The 19,364-nt window shown below is 70.0% G+C and carries 18 protein-coding genes; 14 read left to right on the forward strand and 4 right to left on the reverse strand.

Annotated features, from left to right (window positions below; all coding sequences use genetic code 11):
- Nucleotides 1-31: 31 nt before the first annotated feature.
- The 4 genes from OHV05_RS37640 to OHV05_RS37655 form a co-directional block, all read right to left on the reverse strand.
- On the reverse strand, nucleotides 32-1,273 hold the full coding sequence (locus tag OHV05_RS37640; protein WP_331730878.1) for a MarR family winged helix-turn-helix transcriptional regulator: 1,242 nt from the start codon (nucleotides 1,271-1,273) through the stop codon (nucleotides 32-34).
- A 1,106-nt stretch (nucleotides 1,274-2,379) separates the two neighbouring features.
- Nucleotides 2,380-3,534: a damage-control phosphatase ARMT1 family protein gene (locus OHV05_RS37645; RefSeq protein ID WP_331730880.1), complete on the reverse strand. Its 1,155-nt coding sequence runs from the start codon at nucleotides 3,532-3,534 to the stop codon at nucleotides 2,380-2,382.
- A gap of 15 nt (nucleotides 3,535-3,549) precedes the next feature.
- Nucleotides 3,550-7,062, reverse strand: coding sequence for an NB-ARC domain-containing protein (locus tag OHV05_RS37650; protein ID WP_405021710.1), 3,513 nt, complete (start codon nucleotides 7,060-7,062; stop codon nucleotides 3,550-3,552).
- A 269-nt stretch (nucleotides 7,063-7,331) separates the two neighbouring features.
- Nucleotides 7,332-7,688 carry a GntR family transcriptional regulator gene (locus OHV05_RS37655; protein ID WP_405021711.1) on the reverse strand — a complete coding sequence of 119 codons (357 nt, stop codon included), beginning with the start codon at nucleotides 7,686-7,688 and terminating at the stop codon, nucleotides 7,332-7,334.
- A 359-nt stretch (nucleotides 7,689-8,047) separates the two neighbouring features.
- Here OHV05_RS37655 and OHV05_RS37660 point away from each other — a divergent pair, with 359 nt between their 5' ends.
- From OHV05_RS37660 to OHV05_RS37725, 14 genes are all read left to right on the forward strand, one after another.
- The gene (locus tag OHV05_RS37660) at nucleotides 8,048-8,599 is read left to right on the forward strand and encodes a hypothetical protein (RefSeq protein ID WP_331730886.1); all 552 of its coding nucleotides are present in this window, start codon (nucleotides 8,048-8,050) and stop codon (nucleotides 8,597-8,599) included.
- Nucleotides 8,600-8,763: 164 nt separating this feature from the next.
- Complete coding sequence (locus OHV05_RS37665) at nucleotides 8,764-9,159, forward strand: hypothetical protein (protein ID WP_331730888.1); 396 nt, start codon at nucleotides 8,764-8,766, stop codon at nucleotides 9,157-9,159.
- Between the two features lie 5 nt (nucleotides 9,160-9,164).
- A complete protein-coding gene (locus OHV05_RS37670) occupies nucleotides 9,165-9,494 on the forward strand; it encodes a WhiB family transcriptional regulator (RefSeq protein ID WP_331730890.1) in 330 nt (109 codons plus the stop codon).
- Nucleotides 9,495-10,152: 658 nt separating this feature from the next.
- A complete protein-coding gene (locus OHV05_RS37675; RefSeq protein ID WP_331730896.1) occupies nucleotides 10,153-10,275 on the forward strand; it encodes a hypothetical protein in 123 nt (40 codons plus the stop codon).
- A gap of 110 nt (nucleotides 10,276-10,385) precedes the next feature.
- Nucleotides 10,386-10,913, forward strand: a complete 528-nt coding sequence (locus OHV05_RS37680) for a peptidoglycan-binding domain-containing protein (protein ID WP_331730898.1) — start codon at nucleotides 10,386-10,388, stop codon at nucleotides 10,911-10,913.
- A 66-nt stretch (nucleotides 10,914-10,979) separates the two neighbouring features.
- A complete protein-coding gene (locus OHV05_RS37685) occupies nucleotides 10,980-11,114 on the forward strand; it encodes a hypothetical protein (RefSeq protein ID WP_331730901.1) in 135 nt (44 codons plus the stop codon).
- Nucleotides 11,115-11,418: 304 nt separating this feature from the next.
- A complete protein-coding gene (locus OHV05_RS37690) occupies nucleotides 11,419-11,751 on the forward strand; it encodes a hypothetical protein (protein ID WP_405021712.1) in 333 nt (110 codons plus the stop codon).
- Nucleotides 11,748-12,239 carry a hypothetical protein gene (locus tag OHV05_RS37695; protein WP_331730906.1) on the forward strand — a complete coding sequence of 164 codons (492 nt, stop codon included), beginning with the start codon at nucleotides 11,748-11,750 and terminating at the stop codon, nucleotides 12,237-12,239. Before OHV05_RS37690 ends, OHV05_RS37695 begins: the two co-directional genes overlap by 4 nt.
- Before the next feature lie 17 nt (nucleotides 12,240-12,256).
- Nucleotides 12,257-12,448, forward strand: a complete 192-nt coding sequence (locus OHV05_RS37700) for a hypothetical protein (protein WP_331730909.1) — start codon at nucleotides 12,257-12,259, stop codon at nucleotides 12,446-12,448.
- A 112-nt stretch (nucleotides 12,449-12,560) separates the two neighbouring features.
- Entirely contained in the window at nucleotides 12,561-12,890 is a 330-nt protein-coding gene (locus OHV05_RS37705; RefSeq protein ID WP_405021713.1) for a hypothetical protein, read from the forward strand.
- A 14-nt stretch (nucleotides 12,891-12,904) separates the two neighbouring features.
- The gene (locus OHV05_RS37710; RefSeq protein ID WP_331730914.1) at nucleotides 12,905-13,423 is read left to right on the forward strand and encodes a hypothetical protein; all 519 of its coding nucleotides are present in this window, start codon (nucleotides 12,905-12,907) and stop codon (nucleotides 13,421-13,423) included.
- A gap of 221 nt (nucleotides 13,424-13,644) precedes the next feature.
- Nucleotides 13,645-15,912 carry a hypothetical protein gene (locus OHV05_RS37715; protein WP_331730916.1) on the forward strand — a complete coding sequence of 756 codons (2,268 nt, stop codon included), beginning with the start codon at nucleotides 13,645-13,647 and terminating at the stop codon, nucleotides 15,910-15,912.
- Nucleotides 15,913-16,212: 300 nt separating this feature from the next.
- On the forward strand, nucleotides 16,213-18,555 hold the full coding sequence (locus OHV05_RS37720) for a hypothetical protein (protein WP_331730919.1): 2,343 nt from the start codon (nucleotides 16,213-16,215) through the stop codon (nucleotides 18,553-18,555).
- A gap of 293 nt (nucleotides 18,556-18,848) precedes the next feature.
- On the forward strand, nucleotides 18,849-19,085 hold the full coding sequence (locus tag OHV05_RS37725) for a hypothetical protein (RefSeq protein WP_405021714.1): 237 nt from the start codon (nucleotides 18,849-18,851) through the stop codon (nucleotides 19,083-19,085).
- The last annotated feature ends 279 nt before the right edge of the window (nucleotides 19,086-19,364 follow it).

Consider the following 19,364-nt stretch of genomic DNA (forward strand, 5'->3'; position numbering starts at 1 on the left):
TGATCTGCTCCGCTGGTGAGGGGCTGGCTCATCAGGCGCTCACCATCCGGTCGGCATCCTCGAAGTCGGAGCTCCAGGAGTTCAGGAACGCCTGGTCCTGGTCGGTGAGCTCAGTGGTCGGCCGGGCCGGCCAGGCGTGTTCTCGTACCCGGCGGTATACCTCGTCCGCCGCAATCCGGTCAAAGGCGTAGAGGCACCACTGCCGGTAGCCCGTTCCGAGAACGCCCAGGTCGGCGGCTACCTCGTCCCAGCGGTCGATGACCTGCCAGGACGCCAGGCGGCTACCCTGTGGGCGCTTGGCGGGGGTCTTGAGGAGCCCGTCGGCGAGGTAGTACAGCTCGCCGACCTTCACGACCAGGCCTAGCTCAATCAGCGGGACCAAGCGGGCGTGGACGGTGGCACGGTGCCGGCGAGTGCTGGCTGCCAGCTCCGCCGCGCTCTGCCCGTCCCGGTGCGCGAGGGCCGCCACCACCTCCGCGGCCGTCTTGCCCAGACCACGGGCCCGGAACGCGTCCCTGGCTACCAGGTCCGCAAGGAGGCGAAAGTCCAGCTCAGCAGGGCGAACTGACGGATCCACAGTGCGGGTAGTGGGTGTGTGTCGCTGGTTGACCCCATCCAGGTACCCGGGGGCCTTGTGCCCTCCCTGACGGGTGGGGTCAACCGGCGACATGCCGATCGGCGAGCCCTTGCCAAGTACCCACTTCGAGGACTTCCCGGCACCCCCGACCTCGGCCCGCCACAGCCACCCAGCAGCCGCCAGGCGGGAGTCGGAGCGCTTCACCGTGGACTCACTTGCCCCGATTCCCAGAGCCAGCTGACGCTGCGACACCTCGTGATCTGCGCCCCCAGCCCTCTCGCACAGCTCCAGCCGGTGCAGCAGGTTCGCCCGGTCCGTCTGCCCAGCCTGCCCCCGCCACACCGCCCTCTCGACCGCCACCCGCAGCTCGGCCAGCCGCACCAGGGCGTCCCGCCGGTCCACGATCGGAGTGGACTCCCCCGTCACCCGCGCAGCCCGCTGCCACACCCGGTCCAGGTACCGCACCGCGTGATCGTGCCCCTTGGCCCGGGCCAAGTCTCGCAGCAGCGCGCCACCGGGGGCCGGGGAGATCAGGAGGACATCCTGGAGGGCGATCCTGTCCGCACCGGCCCGGGCGAAGGAGAAGGCGATTGCGGACGTGATGCGGTGGGTGTCCCGGCCGGCCCCGGAGCCGCCGTCGGATCCGCCCTCCCGGTACCGCTCCATCCCGACGCCCTCGACCACCAGCGCCCGCATCCGAGGCGACACCTCAGAAGGGATCTTGGACTGCCAATCCGCCGACCGACGCTGGCCAGGTAGCGTGAAAACGGTGGCCCCTTCAGGTGTCCTCATCGGACATCACCGGTACCAGGCGCATCGGTTGAGAGCACGTAGCACGTAGCGCCGTACATCGACGGCCCACCCAGGGCGACACGAACACCCTCACCCGAGCGAGTGATTTGCATCACAGTTCCGGGATAGTGAAACGCGCTGCCGGCAACCGGTCCGTGAACCCATCCACCGTATCGAGCCAGGTAGGACACGGGCTCCAGGCCCACAGAGATCGAGAAGGGGACACCAGCAACACCGAGACCTCGCATGCCAGTGACGGCACGACGAGCACGGACAGGCTGGCCAGCCCCCCAGGGCTGCTGCAAAATGGCAGAGCCTTCCTAGTAAGCGCTCAATTGAGCAACGACAAGGGCCCGGCCCGCGTTTACGGGTCAGGCAGCTTCCTCGGGAGCTTTGGTTCGTGTGGAACCTGTAAATCGCTCGACGTCGGCTGCCAAGCCGTCGAAGAGCCCTCGTAGCCGGCCGCCAAGCCGAATACGGATCGATGGCCGCAGTACCTGATCCAGTGCGCCAACACCAGATCGAGGAGCGGCCGGGGCTGCCTGCCTTGCCACGGGCAGGGGCCCTAGTTGGTTAGATCACCTCACCAACTCCCTTCGGGGAGAGGTGCGTCCAGAATCAACGACGGCACCCAGCCGGAGGACCCACTCGGTCGACTCCACGGCGGGGTGCCGTACGCATGCCAGGGAACGGATGCGGGTATCCTTCATCACGTCACCACCCTTCGTGTGGTTGACCGGGACGGGCCCCCGGCTAGGGGCGCCGATCCAACTCACCGCCGTCCGGGCTCCTACACCCGGGCGGCGAAGTCTTTTCTGCTGACTGCTGGAAGTCAGCCTACCCCTGTGGATAACACCGCGTGCAGCCACGTGTACACGGTGTCGATCTGACGTGCTGTAGGACCTGATGGGCCGACAAGTCCACCATCTAACCCTGCAGCTGGCCCGATAGTGCGCACGTGGCTCGAGGCAGCAATGGCTGACGGCCTGCCAGGCAGTCCTCCTGGTACGTCATGAACGCACCTGAATGAGAGCGTGTGTTCCAGCGGTCCGCCAGTTAGCCCCGGACCCCGCCAGTTCATCCAGGCAATCATCCCTCAGCCCAACCACTACGTCGGACTTCAGGGTCCGGAGCGCTGCGACTCGTCCAGGGAAGTACGAGGTGGTCTGCTCGAACGAGGAGGTCGGTTCCCACCAGCGATCGCCGATCAGCCGGCGGTAGTTCAGGTCTCCTTTCAGGATCGTCACTGTGGTGCCCGCGAGTTCCTTCCGCAGCGTCTCCGGCATGGCGGTGAAGTCGAAGGGTGTGCACCAGAACGAATCGGTGCGCAGCTGCAGCCGGCCGACTGTCGCAGCGTTGTGCAGCCGCTCGCCAACCTCACGGGCCACGCCCTTTCCGAGCACGAGCGCCCGAAGGCAGTCAGCGACATCGGAGAGGGTTGCATCGGAGACGTAGTACGGCTGCGGCTTCACGTGCAGTACTACCTGGCGGGCCAGGTTGCTCGTCAGGAGGTGGTCGATGAGAGCCAGGTCCGCGACCATCTCGCTACCGGCATTGTCAGCAACCAAGGCGACCGTTCCGCCGGAGGCTGACCTGAGCAGCTCCCACAGGACCGTGCTGTCGTCGGCCACCAACCCGGAAGCCTCGATGCCGCGGCCGTTCGTGATCTGGAGCGCCAGATCGGCGCGGTTACCCCACAGGCTGGACAGGAGTAGCACCTGCCCACGCTCGTCGTCGGCCAGGCCGGCGACTCCGTCGAGCGCTGCGATCTCCGCCAACACCACCTCACCCATGAGCTCGGCCCGCTTGAACGGCGCGAACAGATCGACGCCCTGCCAGAGCCCGCGCTCGAAGAAGCCGACGGCCTCGAGCAGGCGCCGGTAGAAGAAGCTCTCCGCCCACATGAACGGCGCATCCACCCACCGGCGGCTGTAGAACTCGATCCCCGACTCGCGCCAGAGCCGAGCGTCGATGGCACCGTCGGGCAGTGGACGGATCACCCCGCCGACGTTCTCCTCTGCGAGCTCAGACAGCGCTTGGCGCTGATCGGGGCCAAAGGGCCAGGCCCCAGTGAGCCGTTCGATCAGCGCTGGATGCCGCTTGGCGAACACGTCGCTGGCGAAGGGCGACTCGCTGGAAATGATCACCGGGGCCTGCTGAGACATGAACGTGGATCCCTCTCAGATCGGGTTCAGGTTGAGGTCCAGCGCCACGACGCCGGCGGCACTGCCGACGAGGACGCGGCCCTGGACCGGGTCGTAGGAGGCACAGTTGAGGCTGCCGTCGACCCGGACTTCGGCCAACTGCTGCTGCTCAGCCAGCGACCAGAGCCGGACGGTCCCGTCGGCGGCAGCAGAGACGAGCCGGTCCGGGATGTTGGTGAATCCGACCATGAGGATGCGGCCGGAGTGCCCGCTCAACTGGGCGGTGAAACGGTCGCTCGCCAGGTCGCGCACCGCGATGTCGCCGGTGCCGGCGCCGACGGCTGCCCGGGCGCCTTGGTCGTCGAGGGTGATGGCCCGGGCCCAGCCAGTGGGGCAGGTGAACCGGGAGACGAACTCGCCGTCAGTGGCCCTCCATACGCGGACGGACCCGTCACCACCGCAGGCCGCGAGGACCTGGCCGTCGACATTGAAGGCGATCGAGCGCAGACGCCCGGCGTGAACATCCTGCGACCACAACAGATCGCCGCCAGGGAGGTCCCAGCAGCGGATGTGCCCGTCTCCAGTGCTCGCCGCAAGCCTCGGGGCGCTGCGGGCCATGGCCACCGCCCAGGTGCGGGTCGTGTCCTGGTTGAGGGTCAGCTCCCAGGCCTCGTCCGTGAGCGACCAGGCCCGTACGGCGCCGTCGCCGCACGCCGCCGCCACCAGGTTCGTACCAGAGGCGAGGGACCAGACCCGTCCGTGCCCTGCCGAAAGCTGGCGCAGCAGGGTCGAGTCGGTAGCGTTGACCAGGTCGACCTGCCCCGTGCCGTCGCCGATGAGTGCGACCGTGCCTGTGCTCGAGTACGCCGTCGACCAAGTCGTGTTCGACCCAGGAGCCAGCATCCGCAGCGGACCGCCGTGTGCTGGCCACAGCCGTACGGCGCCGTCCTCACAGCCAGCCACGACCGTGCCGTCACCGCTTCGTGCGAGGGAGCGGACCCAGTCGACGCCTGGCGGCAGCACGGTCTTCACAGCCTCGCCATCAACGGTCAACGCGTGGATTGTCGGCTCTTCCGTCGCTGCGAGCACGAGGCCGCCGTCCGGGGACGCGACGACGGACCGTACTCGGCCCGGCAAGTCTGTCGTGCGCCGGACCGGGGTTAGTGTGCCGCCCTTCGTCGTCCACACCACCATTGATCGGTCGCCGGAACCGGAGGCGAGCAGGCCCGAATCTGCAGCGAAGGCCACCGAGCGCACCCAGTTGCGGTGCTGAGCCTTCTCGTCCAGCAGCCGACCAGTCGCCAGGTCGAAGAGCCGGACGAACTCATCCTCACCGGCGACGGCAATCGCTGGCTCGTCCCCGCCGCCGACCGAGACCGACCACACGGGTGTGCCGGTGGTCTGCATCCGGCGGACCAACAGCAGCCGTTCGGTATCCCATACGCACACGGCCCCGTCCTCGGAGCCCGAGACCAGCAGTGGCTGGCCCGGTACGAAGGCCAGGGTCCGGATTCGGCGGGAGTGCCCGGCCAGCACACCCATGGGAGTGCCGGAGTCGGTGCGATACAGGCGGACCAGGCCGTCATCCCCAGCGGAGGCGACCACCGCCCCGTCCGGAGAAAGCGCAGTGGCGAAGACCCAGCCGGTGTGCACGCGGAACGTGCGCACCGGCTGATGGGTGTCGAGATCCCACAGCCGCACGGTGCCGTCCTCTCCTCCGGAGACGACGAGCCTCGCCACGGTGGAGACGTCGATGACTGCCCCCACATGTCCGGTGTCCTTGGACTCCGACACTGCGCTGCGCCGCAGCCACCCAGTGGTGAACGCTGCCCCGAGCGAGGCGGCCTCGACGATCGCCTCCTGCACGACTGGTGAAGGCGAGCGGTGAAGGGCAATTGAGAGCGTCGCCGCCACATCGGCTGGCTCCACCAGCCCGGTCAGCAGGTACCCGGAGCCCGCCATTACCCGCGCTGTGGTCCACCTGGCTGAGTGCCTCCCCGCTGGTACGGCGTCAAGGATCGCCGCGTCGGCGACCAGTGGCTGCTCCCCCACCAGCGCGACCTTCCGTACCACGTAGGACGGAGAGGAGAGCAGAGTGGCGAGTTCGTCCTCCAAGCCTGCCTCGCACAGGTGGTAAGGCAGGTGCCGCCACAGGTACCCGTGTTCAGCATCCAGATTCTTCCAGCGGCCGCCGGTCGACTCGCGGAACGCATCCAGCAGCGAGCTGTGAAGCTGGGCCCAGTCGTCCGTGACCGAGTGCCGAAGGTAGGACCGAAACACGTCGTGCAGAGTGATTGTCTCCGTGTCAGCCCGGTAACTGCTCACCAGCGACCTGTCTGCCAGAACACGGCAGAACTGCCGAGCGGCGTGCGGTGACCAGCCGAACGCGACCTTCCACCAGTGCGACAGCACCCGGACCGGAATCGCCGTCGCTGGCGGAAACACCGCCAGCGACAGGTAACGCATCCTCAGATCCGACGCGCCGTTGAGTACGACGCTGTCCTCCAGACCATCGAGGCTGGACGCAATCGCCTGGCCGATCGCGCTGCGTCGTTGGTCGGCATCGAGGACGTCGAACGCCTGCGGTCCGTAGTCGCGGATTGTCTCCGATGTCTCCGCAATGACGTGACTCGACGACGCCCCGGACGCCACATCCTGTCCGACAGTCGACCCGACGATCTGCGCCAACAGCGGCCATCCACCGAGCAGTTCGGCGAGTTGCTCGGCCTCCGGGCGCTCCAGCGAAGCAACGTTGCGGGTCAGCATCTCGCTGATCTCGACCGCCGTCATGGGCCCGAGCCGCACGACCTGTGCGGTCGAGGGACACACCCGCACGTTCCGTGTCGTGACCAGGCGCACGCACTCTTCACCGCCCAGGAGAAATGGGGACAGGTCTGCGGCGGACCATACGTTGTCGATGACCAACAGTGCACGCCGGTCCTGCAACAGCCGCGCGAGATGGAAGCCAGCCTGCCCAGGATCTGCCAGGGCAGGTCGGAAGCCGCTGAGATGGACGCAGAGATCGGAGACGAGTTCCACGACGCGGGCCGGGGTGCAGTCCTCGCCAGTCTCAACCCAGAGGATCTCCGGATAGAGCTCTTGGATCAACTCACTGTTGACCAGCTGCGTCGCGATGGTCGTCTTACCAAATCCCCCGGGGCCCACGACGGCGACCGTCGCAACTCCCTCGGCGTTGCGTGCCTCCTCCAAGACGGAGATGAGGCCATCAAAGTCAGTGTTTCTGCGCACCAGACTGGGCTCCGCATTCGGAATAGGGAGGAAGCTGTCCGATGGCGCGACGGAAGCTCCTGACGTTTCGCCGATCGCTTCCCAGAACCGCGCCTGCTCTGCCGGGCTGCATCGCTCCAGGGTTGAGTCCAGCGCCTCCTGGAGGACCTTGCTGATCGTCTTCGGGTTGGAAGGCGACTCCCAGTCAGACACTGTTCGGCTTCCGACTCCCAGGAAGGCCGCGAACCCCCGCACCGACAGACGCTTGGATTCCCGCAATGCGCGCGATTCCCTTCCAGTCCAGCGCTGCACTGTGCCCACCGAGACCCCCTCGACCGACTCTCCGACGCTAACAACGGGTTGTGCCCAAATCGCGGTCGCGGGCCCACTCCGCAGCAGACCCGCAGCGCCACCGCCACGTCTGCCTGCAGGGTGGTGTGGATCATGAATTAGATCTTCGTCAACGCGTACCCAGTTCGCAGCGCCGCCGCAGCACCGCACCAGCCACAGCGTCGGGAAGTCCCGGCACGCTTCTGGATATTGGAGCTGGACATCCCCACTCCGCTCGGCCAGCCGGAGGTGAGTGATTCCTACGTATCTGGGGAGACTCGAAGCCCAGTTTGCTGAGCTTGTTCTAGCTCCTCGACCCGCTCGCGAAGCTCGGCAAGCTCGCGCGCCAGATCCTCCACCGTCGGAACAGCCAGCTCCTTGGCTTCCGGGGAGCTCACGAAACTGCCGCGCCCTGCCTGAGAGTAGACGGCTCCGCGGGCACGCAGCTCGGCCAGGGCCCGTTGCACCGTTCCGCTTGCCAGGCCGTGCTCGGCGGCCAGCTGGCTGGTGCTTGGGAGCTTGTCACCTGGGCGAAGTTCTCCACGTCGGATCTGCGCAAGGACAACCTGCACCAGCTGTTGATAGGGCACCTGCTGCCGGCTCGGGTCACTACTCATGGGCGCATCGTACATCTGGCGCCCCGCCATAGATAGCCATGCCATGCATGTTGACATAGTTGCCAAGGATGATTACCTTGATTGAGCAGGGTCGGCGCTGACAATGCCGGAGTAGAACACGCGGTTGTCACCCGCCTTCGGGCGGTGGCGGTCACTTCGGTGACAAGGGGTTGATGCTCTAGCTCCCCCGACGTCGGACACCTGTACCTCATATCGGGCAACACCAGAACTAACTCTTTGAGCAGCGTGCTGCGCTGCCTGTCCGCCAGGGCCACCCGATATTGGGCCGGGCCCTGACGGGCGGAGTGAGCAGCAAACTCTCGCCCCTTCTCCCCTCGACCCGCCTCGGGAGGCACCCGATGTCGACCAACCGCACCCGCTCCCGCCGCACCTACGGCCGGGCGCCGCTCCAGCTCAGCAAGCTCAACGTGGCCGACATCAGCATGCTCCCAGGCGTGCAGATCGCCATCGTCTGCCGTGAGTGCCGCACCTGGCGCCGCATCGTGGGCTCAACCGACTGCAGGGTGATCGGCCACGAGCGCGACAACGAGCGTGGCGAGCAGACGGGCCGCTGCCCTGGTGGTAACCAGCAGGTCGAGGTTGACATCGCCCCAGAGCGCTGGGCCGCCCGCCTGCGGCGTCAGCAGCTGGACGCATTGCCGGCCCCGACGCGCCGCGCAGCGACCCAGCACTACAAGCCGCTGCCCGCTCAGCCCGGCCCGGTGCACCTGATGCCCACCCCACGGCCAGAGGTCGAGTACACGTCGAGCGAGCGCATCCAGCAGTGGGCGGACGTGCTGGGCGCAGCCGAGGACATGAACCAGCGGCGGGCGGAGCCGCTCCTCGGCGACATCATCGGCCCGATCCGCGGCCTCGAGGTTCCGACGGATAGGCCGAGCCGGGCCGCCTGACCTCCTGCCCACACGAACGACCACGGTCGCCGCCGACCCCGATCTCTACCGGGTCGGCGGCGACCGTAGCTGCTCGTACAGCAGCCAGAACACAGGAACGGCCCCGGGATAGCGCCCCGGGGCCGTCATTGGTCGCGCCACCATCGCAGAGAGGCACCACAACCGTGGACATCATCTCGCAGAGGACCACCGTTCTCGACGACCTCTACACCCGCTACTCCTGCCGGCTCCTGGCGGCGGTGACCGAGCGGCTCGTCGCCGTCGGCCCGACTGCCATCGTCCTGGACGAGGACGTCACCCAGGACGTCTGGACGTACCTGGCCGAGCATGGCCTGCCCTGGGCCCGCACCTCGCTTGAGGCCCTGCTCGAGATCGCCGACCGCATGGTCGGCCGCGTCCGCCGCGACCAGGCCCGCCAGCAGGAGTTCCCCGCCGGTCTCACCCGCACGATCCCGACCAGCCCTACCGATCGGACCTCGAACGGTCGGGCCGCCATCGTGCTGCCGGCCCGGGTGTCCGACGCCGTCACGGCCCTCGCCGCTCTCCCCCTGGCCGGGTGATCGCGATGCCCATCGTCACCTACCGAGCCCGGCCGATGACCGGCGTGGCCCGCACCGCCACCAGCACCACCTCAACCCCGGCCTCGCCCGTCCGGCCGTGCCGCCAGGTGGACCCGGAGCTGTTCTTCCCCGTCCCCGAGTCCCGCACCGCGCAGACCCCGACCGACCGCGAGCTGATCGCCCTCGCGGTCTGCGCCCGCTGCCCCCTCCCCCGGCGCCAGACCTGCCTCACCCAGCAGCTCGCCTACGGCCCCACCGCTCAGTGGGGCGTCGTCGGCGGTACCACCGCCGCGCAGCGCCGTGAGCTACTTCGTGCCGACCGTCGGGTCGGGTGATCGCGGTGGTGGATCAGCAGACCCCGGAGCAGGTCAGGGCGGTCGCGCAGCGGGCGGCTGACCTCCACCGGGCGCTTCACTCGGCGCGGACGGTGGAGGAGATGCGGGCGGTGTGCCAGGCCGCCGACCCCGATCGTGCCGTTCATGGCGGCCGCGAATCCGGAGAGGGGGAGTCCTTGTGAGCCATCAGCACCAGGGTGAGGCCGAGCTGGCTCGCCGCTTGGAGTCGATTCGCCAGGCCGCCGCGGCGGCGGAGGCCGCGCGTCAGCAGGCCGAGCAGCTCCGCCAGCAGCAGGCCGCCAGTCAGGGAGGCACTACGTGACTGTCAGGCAGCTGGCGGTCTGCCGCTCGTACATCGGCGGTGGCACTCCCGTTTCTCAGCCCGTGCCGCCGGTCCCGCCGGCTCCGAAGGGTGGTGCCGAGTGAGCTTCCGCAGCTTCTTCGGGTTCGGCTCTGGTGAGTCCTCCGGCTCTTCCGGTACGGCGACTCGCATCAGCGGCGGTAGCTCGTCCGGTGGTTGGCACAGCCCGGATGTCACGCTGCCCACGGTCCGCGAGGTTCACCCGGCCCCCGCCGAGACCGACAAGTGGGGGCGCAGGAAGTGCAGCCCGAAGCCCGACCCGCAGTACGTGGGTCGCAGTTTCTGGAGGGACTGGCCATGACCACGATCACTGTTCAGCTCGGCGCCTCGCAGGCTGATGAGGTCCTCCGCCGGATGCGGGAGGACCAGATTCGCCGCGACGCTGCGAAGGCCGGGGGCGCCTCCGGCTCCGGCCAGTAACACTCCCCCTCTCCCCTGCAGTTGTGCGACTCCGAGGCCTGCCTTCTCCAGTTCAATGACATGTCCATGCCACGATTGGCGGGGGAAGCAGGCCCGGGCCCCACCAGCAGGTGGACCGCACCGAGAGGCCCGGCACCTCAGGCCTCGCTGACCTCCCGCACAGCAAGCACTCCTGCGTCCGGAGAGCACCGCCGACCCGGACCCCACGCACAACGGGACCTGACCAGCCGGGCCGGGCAGCAAGCCCTGCCGCCCGGCCCGGGACCGCCCTGGCCGCCGCCATCGCACTCAGTGCGACCACCCCGGCCGCCGCCACGGCACGCACCACCGCGCTACTCGCCGTCGGCTCCCAATCGGCGGCCGTCACCGACCTGCAGCGCCAGCTGAACACCGCGATCACCCAGCTGACCCCGCTGGAGGCCGACGGAGACTTCGGGCCGCTGACCCGCGACGCCGTCACCCTCCTCCAGACCTGCGCCGGCCTTCAGATCGACGGTGTCGACCGGCCCGCTCACCTGCAAGGCCCTCGCCACCGTGACCGGGCCGGTCGCCACCGTCTGCCTGCGCACCGCCAACTGACCCGGGCCGACTGGCCGGGTTGGTCGGGCCAGGCGGCAGCACCAACACCCACTACCTGAACCCGCCGCTCCGCCCGGGGCCACGACCACCGCGGCCCCGGGCGCGGCCCGACCAAGGAGAGAGTCGTGAGCTTCGAGCTGATCTACCTGCTGTTCTTCGCGTCCAGCGCCATCACCTCCGGGCTGGTGCTGCTCGCCATGGCGCTGGACCGCGCCATATTCACCCCCTACCAGCAGCGACTGGAGCGACGCGATGTCTGAACCGATCGAACCCACTGGCATCCAGCTCTCCGGGGAGCGCACCGACGGCGTCACCATCCCGCCGAAGCCGCCCACTCCACCATCTGCCACCGCACCGGACTTCGTCCCGCCTCCGCGCCGCGAAACCCCGCCGCCCCCGGCGCAGCCGCCCGCCGCACTGCCGGGGTCTCCGGTCTCTGGTGCACCGGGGCTGCCGGAGCCGCGGGAGTGGTGGCGTGGGAGCAGCCGCCGAGGGAGTGGTAGCGGTGGTGGGCTGGTGACTGCCTCGGCGCCCATGTACGGGGCTCCCGCACCGGTCATCTATGTGAGCAATCACTACTACCCGGTGGCCTCGCAGGAGCCGGCCGCGGAGGCCAGGTTCTCGGTGCAGCGGCTGCGGCCGGTACCCAACGGGTTGGCCCTGCTGGCCGGGGTGTTCGTCGCCCGCATCGTCCTGAACCCGGTGTTCCACGTGTTCGGTGACGAGTACGCCGTGCCGCTGTTCGGCCTGGTCGGCTCCATGTTCCTGGAGCTCGTCCACCGTGAGCGGCGGATCTGGCTGCTGCGGGTGCTGACCTTCGCGATGGTCACCTCCCTGGTGGTCACCCCCGCCGGGTTGTACCTGGTCGGCTATCTCGTCTCGGGGGCCTGGCAGTGACCATCCCGGGACAGCTCTCCCTGGGCGGTCTGGTCCTGGCCGTCGCCGTCCTCGTTTTCACCGGCGTCCGGTGGTGGCGGACCGGGCGCCAGCTGCCGGGTGCGGCCGCTGTGACCGGCGGGCTGGCGGTCGGCCTGTTGTCCGCGCTGTGCTCGGGCGGCCTGGCGGGGTTCGCGGCCCGACGCGTGACCACCGAGGTCACCAATCCGCTCGGCAACAAGGTAAGCGGTGCGGGGATGGAACAGCTCCTCCCCCAGGCCGGCCCGGCCGGCATGACCGCCGAAGGTGGAGTCACCACCGCCGTCCTGGTCCTGGCCGCCGTCCTCGCCTGGCAGTGCTGCGACGCGCAGCTACGCCGTCAGCTCGCTGCGGGGGCGTTCGCCGGATCCGGCCTCGGCCTCGCCGGGGGTATCTCCGGGTTGGCTGCCGTCACCCTCATCCCCGCCGCTAACACCGCGGGCGGCCTGCTCCTCGCCTTCCTCAGCTGACCCGAACCGGGAGCCCCGTGACTGTGCTGACCGCCTTGGGCGCGCTTCCACTGTGGGCCCGGGTGTTGCTGCCCGCCTTGGTGTATCTCGCTGTGCTGTTCACAGCTGGTCTGCTCGCTGAGCGGTCCGGCAGTCCGCTGCCCGGTGTTGTTGTCCTTCAGCTGATCGCCCCGGTGTGCTGGGCCGTCGGCGGGCTGGTTGTCCTGTAGGGCCTGGGTGCCTCGCGGACCTGGCTGTCGTGCCTCTCCGGGGCGCCGCAGGCGCCCCGCCCTGTCCCCCGAGCCCGGACGGCCCCGGCCGCCCGCCGTCGGAGGCCAGGTTGTGTCCGTCCGTGACCTGGGGCCGCCGCGGTCGGCCTCCTCTGCCTGCCGGCCCGGCGCTGTTTCGGCGCGGCGGGGCGGCCGCCCCGCCGCCGTGATCGCCGACGTGGCCGGCTTCACGCTCGCTTTGCCCTGGTGGCCAGCCCACACCGCGGCGGTCGCCGTCTACCTGCTGGCCACCGTCCGGTTCTGGCGCCCGGCCCGGCACGGCTCCGCCCGCTCCCGCAGCGCGGCCCGTGACCTGCTCACTCTCCTCGCACCGCCCGCCGTCACCGTCCTGACCGGCATCCACCTCATCCCGGTTGCCCTGTGCCTGTTCACCACCATCTGACCCGGAGGTCGCTCATGAACGTCCCCGCCACCACCCTCACTGTCGGCGGCCTGTTCGTCGGCATGGCCCTGCCCCTGTGGCACATCAGCCGCTTCGCCATCGCCCAGGTCAAGCGCCGCGACCCCAAGAAGGCGCTGGACCTGGTGCCGCTCGGCGCCGGCATGCTCTACGGCGGCCTCGCGACCGCCACCACCAGCGGTCTCATCGGCTTCACCACCGGCGCCATCACGTTCCTCGGCAACGGCGCCGGCAGCCTGGCCATGTGGGGTGCCACCGGTGGCACCACCACCCTCAGCACCCGCAGCAACCTGGCCGAGCTCAGCGGCCTGGGCAACCTGGTCCTGCTGCTGATCACCGTCGCGGTCCTCGGCGCCTGGAAGGGCATCCCCGGCAAGGCCAAGCCCCGTATGCGCCTGGGCATCATCTCCGGCGTCCTGCTCGGCCTCTCCGCCACCCTCGGCGGCTGGTTCGCCGCGTACGTCATCCCGCTCATCAACGACGCGGGCGCGGCTCTGGTCGGCACCATCGCCTGACCCCGTGCCCGGCCGCCACCGGTCGCCCGCACACCCCGCACACCAGGCACCCGGGGGTCGCGGTGCGCGGGCGACCGCAACCGTCCGGACCTCACTTCAGCCCCGTGAACTGCCCCGTCCTGCCTGGAGGCGCATCCACGTGACAGCCATACCCGGGCCCCCTGGGCCCTCTGATCGTACGAGTGACCAGATCAAGACCCACGCCAAGAAAGTAGGGCCTCGTGACCACCCACCCGCCCGAGCGGATCATCATCGACCTCGCTGACGGCGAGTTCATCACCGATGAGCAGCCCGTCCCCGGCCACAAGCGGGACCAGACCAAGGGCCGCGACCGTGACACGGCGCTGGACGGGCCCAGCCTGGCCGCCCGGATCGCCCACCGCCTCGCCACCGCCGCCGTCACCCAGGGCCGCCGCGAGTGCACCGCCCTGCGCAGCGGCCTCACCGTGCTGAAGACCGAGCGCGGCGCCTGGCTCAACGCCTCCGAGGAGACCGCCGCGCACCTGCGCGCCGACCTGCTGAACCGCCGCTACAACACCTGGGTGTCCAAGCAGCAGAGCGAGGTGGAGGAGCTGGAGGAGAAGGCCGGCGAGCTGGAGAAGAAGGCCCGCCGCGCGGCCTCCGCCGGGCAGGGCGACGATGTCACCGCGGCCGAGCACAAGCAGGCCGCCGATGCGGCCGCCACGCTGCGGTTGGAGGCCGCGGCCTGGCGTGAGCGGGTCCGCGAGATCCACCAGCAGACCTACACCGGCCACATCGACCCCAGCGATGCCGAGCTGGAGCGCCACCGCCGCCGCACCGCCAACAAGCGCAGGGTCGGCCTCGCCACCCTGCTCCTGGCCGTCGGCGGCTTCGAGCTCGCCATCGGCAGCCTGGTCCTCCCGGCGCTCACCGCCACCGGCCTCACCCTCACCGCCTGGGCCAAGGGCCGCTTCCCCGGCTGGCGCCGCGAGCTTCCCGACGTCCCCGCGCTCGCGTACGAGATCGAGACCGGCAAAGAGAAGAAAGACAAGAAGAAGAACAAGCAGGAGGCGCAGCCGACGGCCGCGACCGCCGGCGCCGCCGCCCCGCCCCCGCGGATCGGCCAAGCCACCACCGAGGAGCAGGCCGGCACGGCCATCCTGCGGGCCCTGGCCGGCGAGGGCCTGGCCGTCGGATCGGTCACCGACGTCACCCGCGAGCGGTGGGGCTGGAAGGCCACCGCCCATCTCACCAAGGGCAAGCCCGCCGCTCTCGTCCTGCGCCTGCCCGAGCTCGACGTCGCCCTCGGCGTGCGCAGTGGCGGCGTGATGGCCCAGCCGCAGGCCGCTGCCGCAGGTTCGGTGGTGATGCGGGTGCTCCTGGCCGACCCGTTCGACCCGATGCCGCCGCACCCGGTGCACCCGCCGCGCTCCAACAGCATCCTGCGGCCGGTCAACCTCGGCCCGTCCCTGGACGGCACACCCACCGAGGTCACCCTGGCCGGGCAGAACATCATGGTGATCGCGGTCTCCGGCGGGGGTAAGTCGCAGATCGTCCGCAACCTCGTCGACTACATCACCAGCTGCACCGACGCCATGGCCCTGGACATCGACCCCACCGGCCGCGGCTTCGGCCCGATGCGCCGGCTGGCCGCGATGCGCGCCTACGACGAGCAGCGGATCGACGACGTCCTGGACTGGGCGATCCGCGAAGCCGAGCTGCGCACGGAGCAGATGGGCGACGACGTCGACAACTGGCAGATCACCGCCGACGACCCGGCCGTGTTCGCCGTCGTGGACGAGCACCCGCAGCTGACGGCGCAGCAGAAGCAGAAGGTGATCAAGCTGAGCCGGATCGGCCGCAAGGCCCGCGTCACGGCGGTCCTGCTCTCCCAGGACGCGACCAGCGATGTCGTCGGCGACGCCATCGCCGACACCTTCGGCATCCGGATCATGCTGCCCTCCCGGAAGGCGGACGTCCCGCTCGTGGTCGGCTCCGACACCGCGATCTCCGAAGGCTGGATGCCGCACCGGCTCACCCCCAGCCCCGGCGACTGGGACCCCGCCGACGCCGGCTGCTTCTACATCGTCGCCCCCGGCCTGCGCGACCCGATCCTGCGCAAGTCCACCCACCTCGACGCCGCGACCGCCACCCTCCGTACACAGGAACGGCTCGCCGCAGGCACCGTCACCATCACCCCCGAGCCCGCCGGCAAAGCCAACGAGGATCTCCCGCAGATCCTGCTGGCGATCCGGGAGGCGTTCGAGCGCGCCGCCGACCCGGACTTCCTGGTCACCGACCAGGTCCTGGACCACCTCGCCAGCACCGGACCCGAGTGGCGCAAGTGGGATGGGCAGGACCCCGTCGACCGCCGCCGCGAGGGCGTCAAGGCGATCGGCCGAGAGCTCAAGAAAGCCGGCATCAGCACCCTCAGGACGGACCGCCGAAGTGATCTGGACAAGGCCAACCCGCCCTCCGGCTACTGGCTGCGCGACGTCGAAGCCGCCTTCGGCAGCCTGCCGGACTGATACCCAGCGTCACTGGCAGCGGTTACCCGCGATCCGTCCCCTGATCCGCTTTCGATCCGTTTCCGACCCGTCCTGATCCGTCCCCGGGACAGATCAGCGACAGATCGGCGACAGATCAGACAACAGATCGCTACCTGCGAAAACGGATCAGACGGATCAGATCCGCACACCCCCCGGAAACGGCCCCGCCGCCCCCGCCCGGGGCCGTTTCCACACCCGCACCGCCCCCAGGACGCCGGGACCCACTCCGGCCGCCCCGGCCACCACACACCGTCACCACACGAGACAGGAGTCTCCGCCATGACCCCGGCCCGCACCACCAGCCGCCACACCCGAACACCCGCCAGGAAAACCACCGCCAACACCCCCGCAAAGGCACCCATGCCCCGCCCGCAGACCCCCGCCACCACCCAGTCGAAGACCCTCACCAAAGCCCTCGCCACCACCTTGCTCAGTCCGTCGGCCGACCCGCTCCTGGCCGACGCCGCCGACCGCGCCGCCGACATCGTCAGCCTCGCCGAGGACCAGGCACTCACCCTGACCCGGTACTCGACCGAGGCGGCCAGCCACGACCTGGCCACCGCCGAGCAGTGGACGGCCGAGGCCGAGCAGCTGCGCGCGGAGGCCGCCACTGACGCCGACACCGAACAGAAGGCGGCCAACCTCACCCAGGCCGCTGAACGTCACGCCGAGGCCGTACGCCACGAGGCAGCCGGGCAGGCCCGGCTCACCGGCACGCAGGCCAACCAACTGCTAGCCGACGCCGAGCAGCAGGCCAACGCCCCCACCCGGACCACCGAGCATCAGGCCGCGCAGCTCCGCGCCCAGGTGCACCGCGACATCACCGAGCTGCGCACCAAGGCCGAGCAGTACGCGGCCAAGGTCCGCACAGATGCGACCGCGCAGGCCGACCAGGTGCTCGCCGCTGCCCGCGCCCAGGCGGACGGTCTGCTGGCCAGGGCCAGGGAGCAGGCCGAGGAGCTGCACGGGACCGCACAGGCCGACGCCGACCGGGTGCGCGGTGAGGTACGCCGGCTGCGGGAGGAGGCAGACCGGGAGATCGACCAGGCCACCGACGCGGCCCGGGAGGTGCGGGCGAAGGCGGCGGCCGAGGCCGACCAGATCCAGGCGCAGACGGCGGCGGAGGTACGGCAGGAGCGGACCCGGACCACGGCCGAAGCGGCCCGTCTGCTGGAGGCGGCGACCAAGGACGCCGAGCGGATGCTTCGGGAGGCCGGGAAGGGCACCGCCGGGGTCCGGGCTGAGGCGGATAAGGCCCTGGAGCGGGCTCAGAGGCTGGAGACGGCGGCGCAGGAGGCCAACGACCGCGCCGAGGTCGCCAGGTTCGCCGCACAGCGGGCTCTCCAGCAGGTCACCAGCCGCACCGTCCGCAAGCTGGAGCGCCGTCGGTTGAAGCGGGAGGCGAGGGCAGCCGAGCGGGCGGGCAAGACCACGCTCACCGCCAAGGCGAAGGCGTTCGTCAAAGCCAACTCGCGGCGGCTGCTGGCGATCGTGCCGATCACCGCCCCGATGGCCGTGGCCTGGACGGGGCAGGCCGGCTTCGCCCACGACATCCTCGGCTGGATCGCCCCGTTCACCATCCTGTTCGCCGCCGCGTGGGAGCTGAGCACGGCGTTCGTCGCGTGGATGTACCACCAGGCCCGGCAGAGCGGCGACAGCGGCGCCCTGTACCGGATCAGCACCTGGGTGTTCGCGATCGGCGCGGCCGTCATGAACTACTGGCACGCCTCGGCCACCGTCGTCGGCCAGATGTGGGACCCGGCAACGCTCAAGCTGGTCGATCAGATCAGCTACTGGGACCCCACTCCCAAGGCGGTCGCGTTCTCGGTCATGAGCATCACCGGCATGGTGCTGTGGGAGCTGTACGCGAGCCTGCTGCACCGGCAGAAGCTGCGGGCGGACGGCAAGGTCGCCAAGTCGCGGCCCACCATCGGCCTGATCCGCTGGGCCCGCTACCCCGGCCACTCGTTCACCGCGTGGTCGCTGGCGATCACCGACGAGTCCCTCTCGACGGTCGAGCTCGCCTGGACCGCCGCCGCGAACCGGCGCGCGGAGGTTCGGCGAACCGACCTCGGCGTGGTTCGCCGGTTCGTCGCCTCGCTGATCGGGGTCGGCGACTGGGTGCCGGTTCGCTCACTGCCCCGCGTCTCGAACCACACGCTGGCCGTCGCGCTCGGTGGTTCGGCGAACCCGGCCACCGTCCCGCAGTTCGCGGTTCGCCCCACCCGCGCCAGTTCGGCGAACCGGGCCGCGAACCGGCTCGGTGGTTCGGCGAACCAGGCGCTGCCCTCGGCACGCTCCGGCGAACCGGGTGGACGGCGCGAACTGGAGGCCGCACACCACAGCCCCCGCTCCGCCGAACCGGCCGCCACCGACCCCGAGCCGCGAACCACCCCCGACCAGGCACAGCACGCCCCGGCCGGGTCCGGTTCGAACCGGCGCAGCGCCGCTCAGGGGGCCGCCGCCGCGCAGGTTCAGCAGATTCTCGAACTGATCGAGCAGCACGGCTCCGACGTGGTGGACCTCGAGTTCGTGATGACGGAGCTCGGCATGAAGAAGACCACCGCGCACCACCGCCTCGCGGAGGCACGCAAGGAGTTCGCGAACCGTGTCACGCTCTGAACCCGCCTGCCGCGAACCACGAACCGGGTTCGCCGCAGGGTTCACGAACCGTACGGCCCGGCCCCGGGCTGAACGAACCACCCCGGGGCCGGTTCGGGCACCACGTGCCCGGGAGGACCGGTCTCGTCACCAGCCCGCCCCTCATCCTCCCCCACCGCGAACACCGCTCCGCAGCCGGCCCCTCGCAGAACGGGAGAGGGCACCACCCGAACCGGTCGAAAGCCACCAACTCTCCCGCCCACCGCAGCACTGCTCCCGAAACTGACCGAACCACCCTCCGAAGGGATTCCCCGATGCACCACGTCGTCACACTGTCCGGCCTCGGCGCCCTCATCCTCGCCTTCTGGGCTGTCCAGCTGACCACGCTGGCCCTCCACGTCCGCTACTCCATCCGTCACGGCATTGCCCGCGGCCTCGGCGACAACACCGAGTTCGCCCTGATCACCGCATGCGTCATCGCCACGCTGGCCAGTGCCGTCGGCGAAGGCAACGCCATCAGCGCCAGCCTCAACGCCACCCAGTGGGGCTGAGCCCACGGGATCCGTCGGTGTCTCCGCGTCCTACCTGCTCCTGACCTACGCCACGGGCTGGGACGCGGAGAAGTGGTGGGAGAAGCGGAAGGTACGCAAGACCGACGCCGTCGAGGCCACGGAGCCCGCCGAAGCGACGGCCTGACAGCCCCTCACGCGGCCAGCGGGCTTCCGGCTCCATCCTGCCTGGAGCAGGGAGCCCTTCCCGCGCCCGGGGACGGGGCCAGCCGCCCGGCCACCGCCAACCAGCCGGGAGGAACCCGCGCAAGAAGCCGACGC

The organism is Kitasatospora sp. NBC_00070, assembly GCF_045041205.1.
In the GTDB taxonomy this organism is placed as follows: Bacteria; Actinomycetota; Actinomycetes; order Streptomycetales; family Streptomycetaceae; genus Kitasatospora.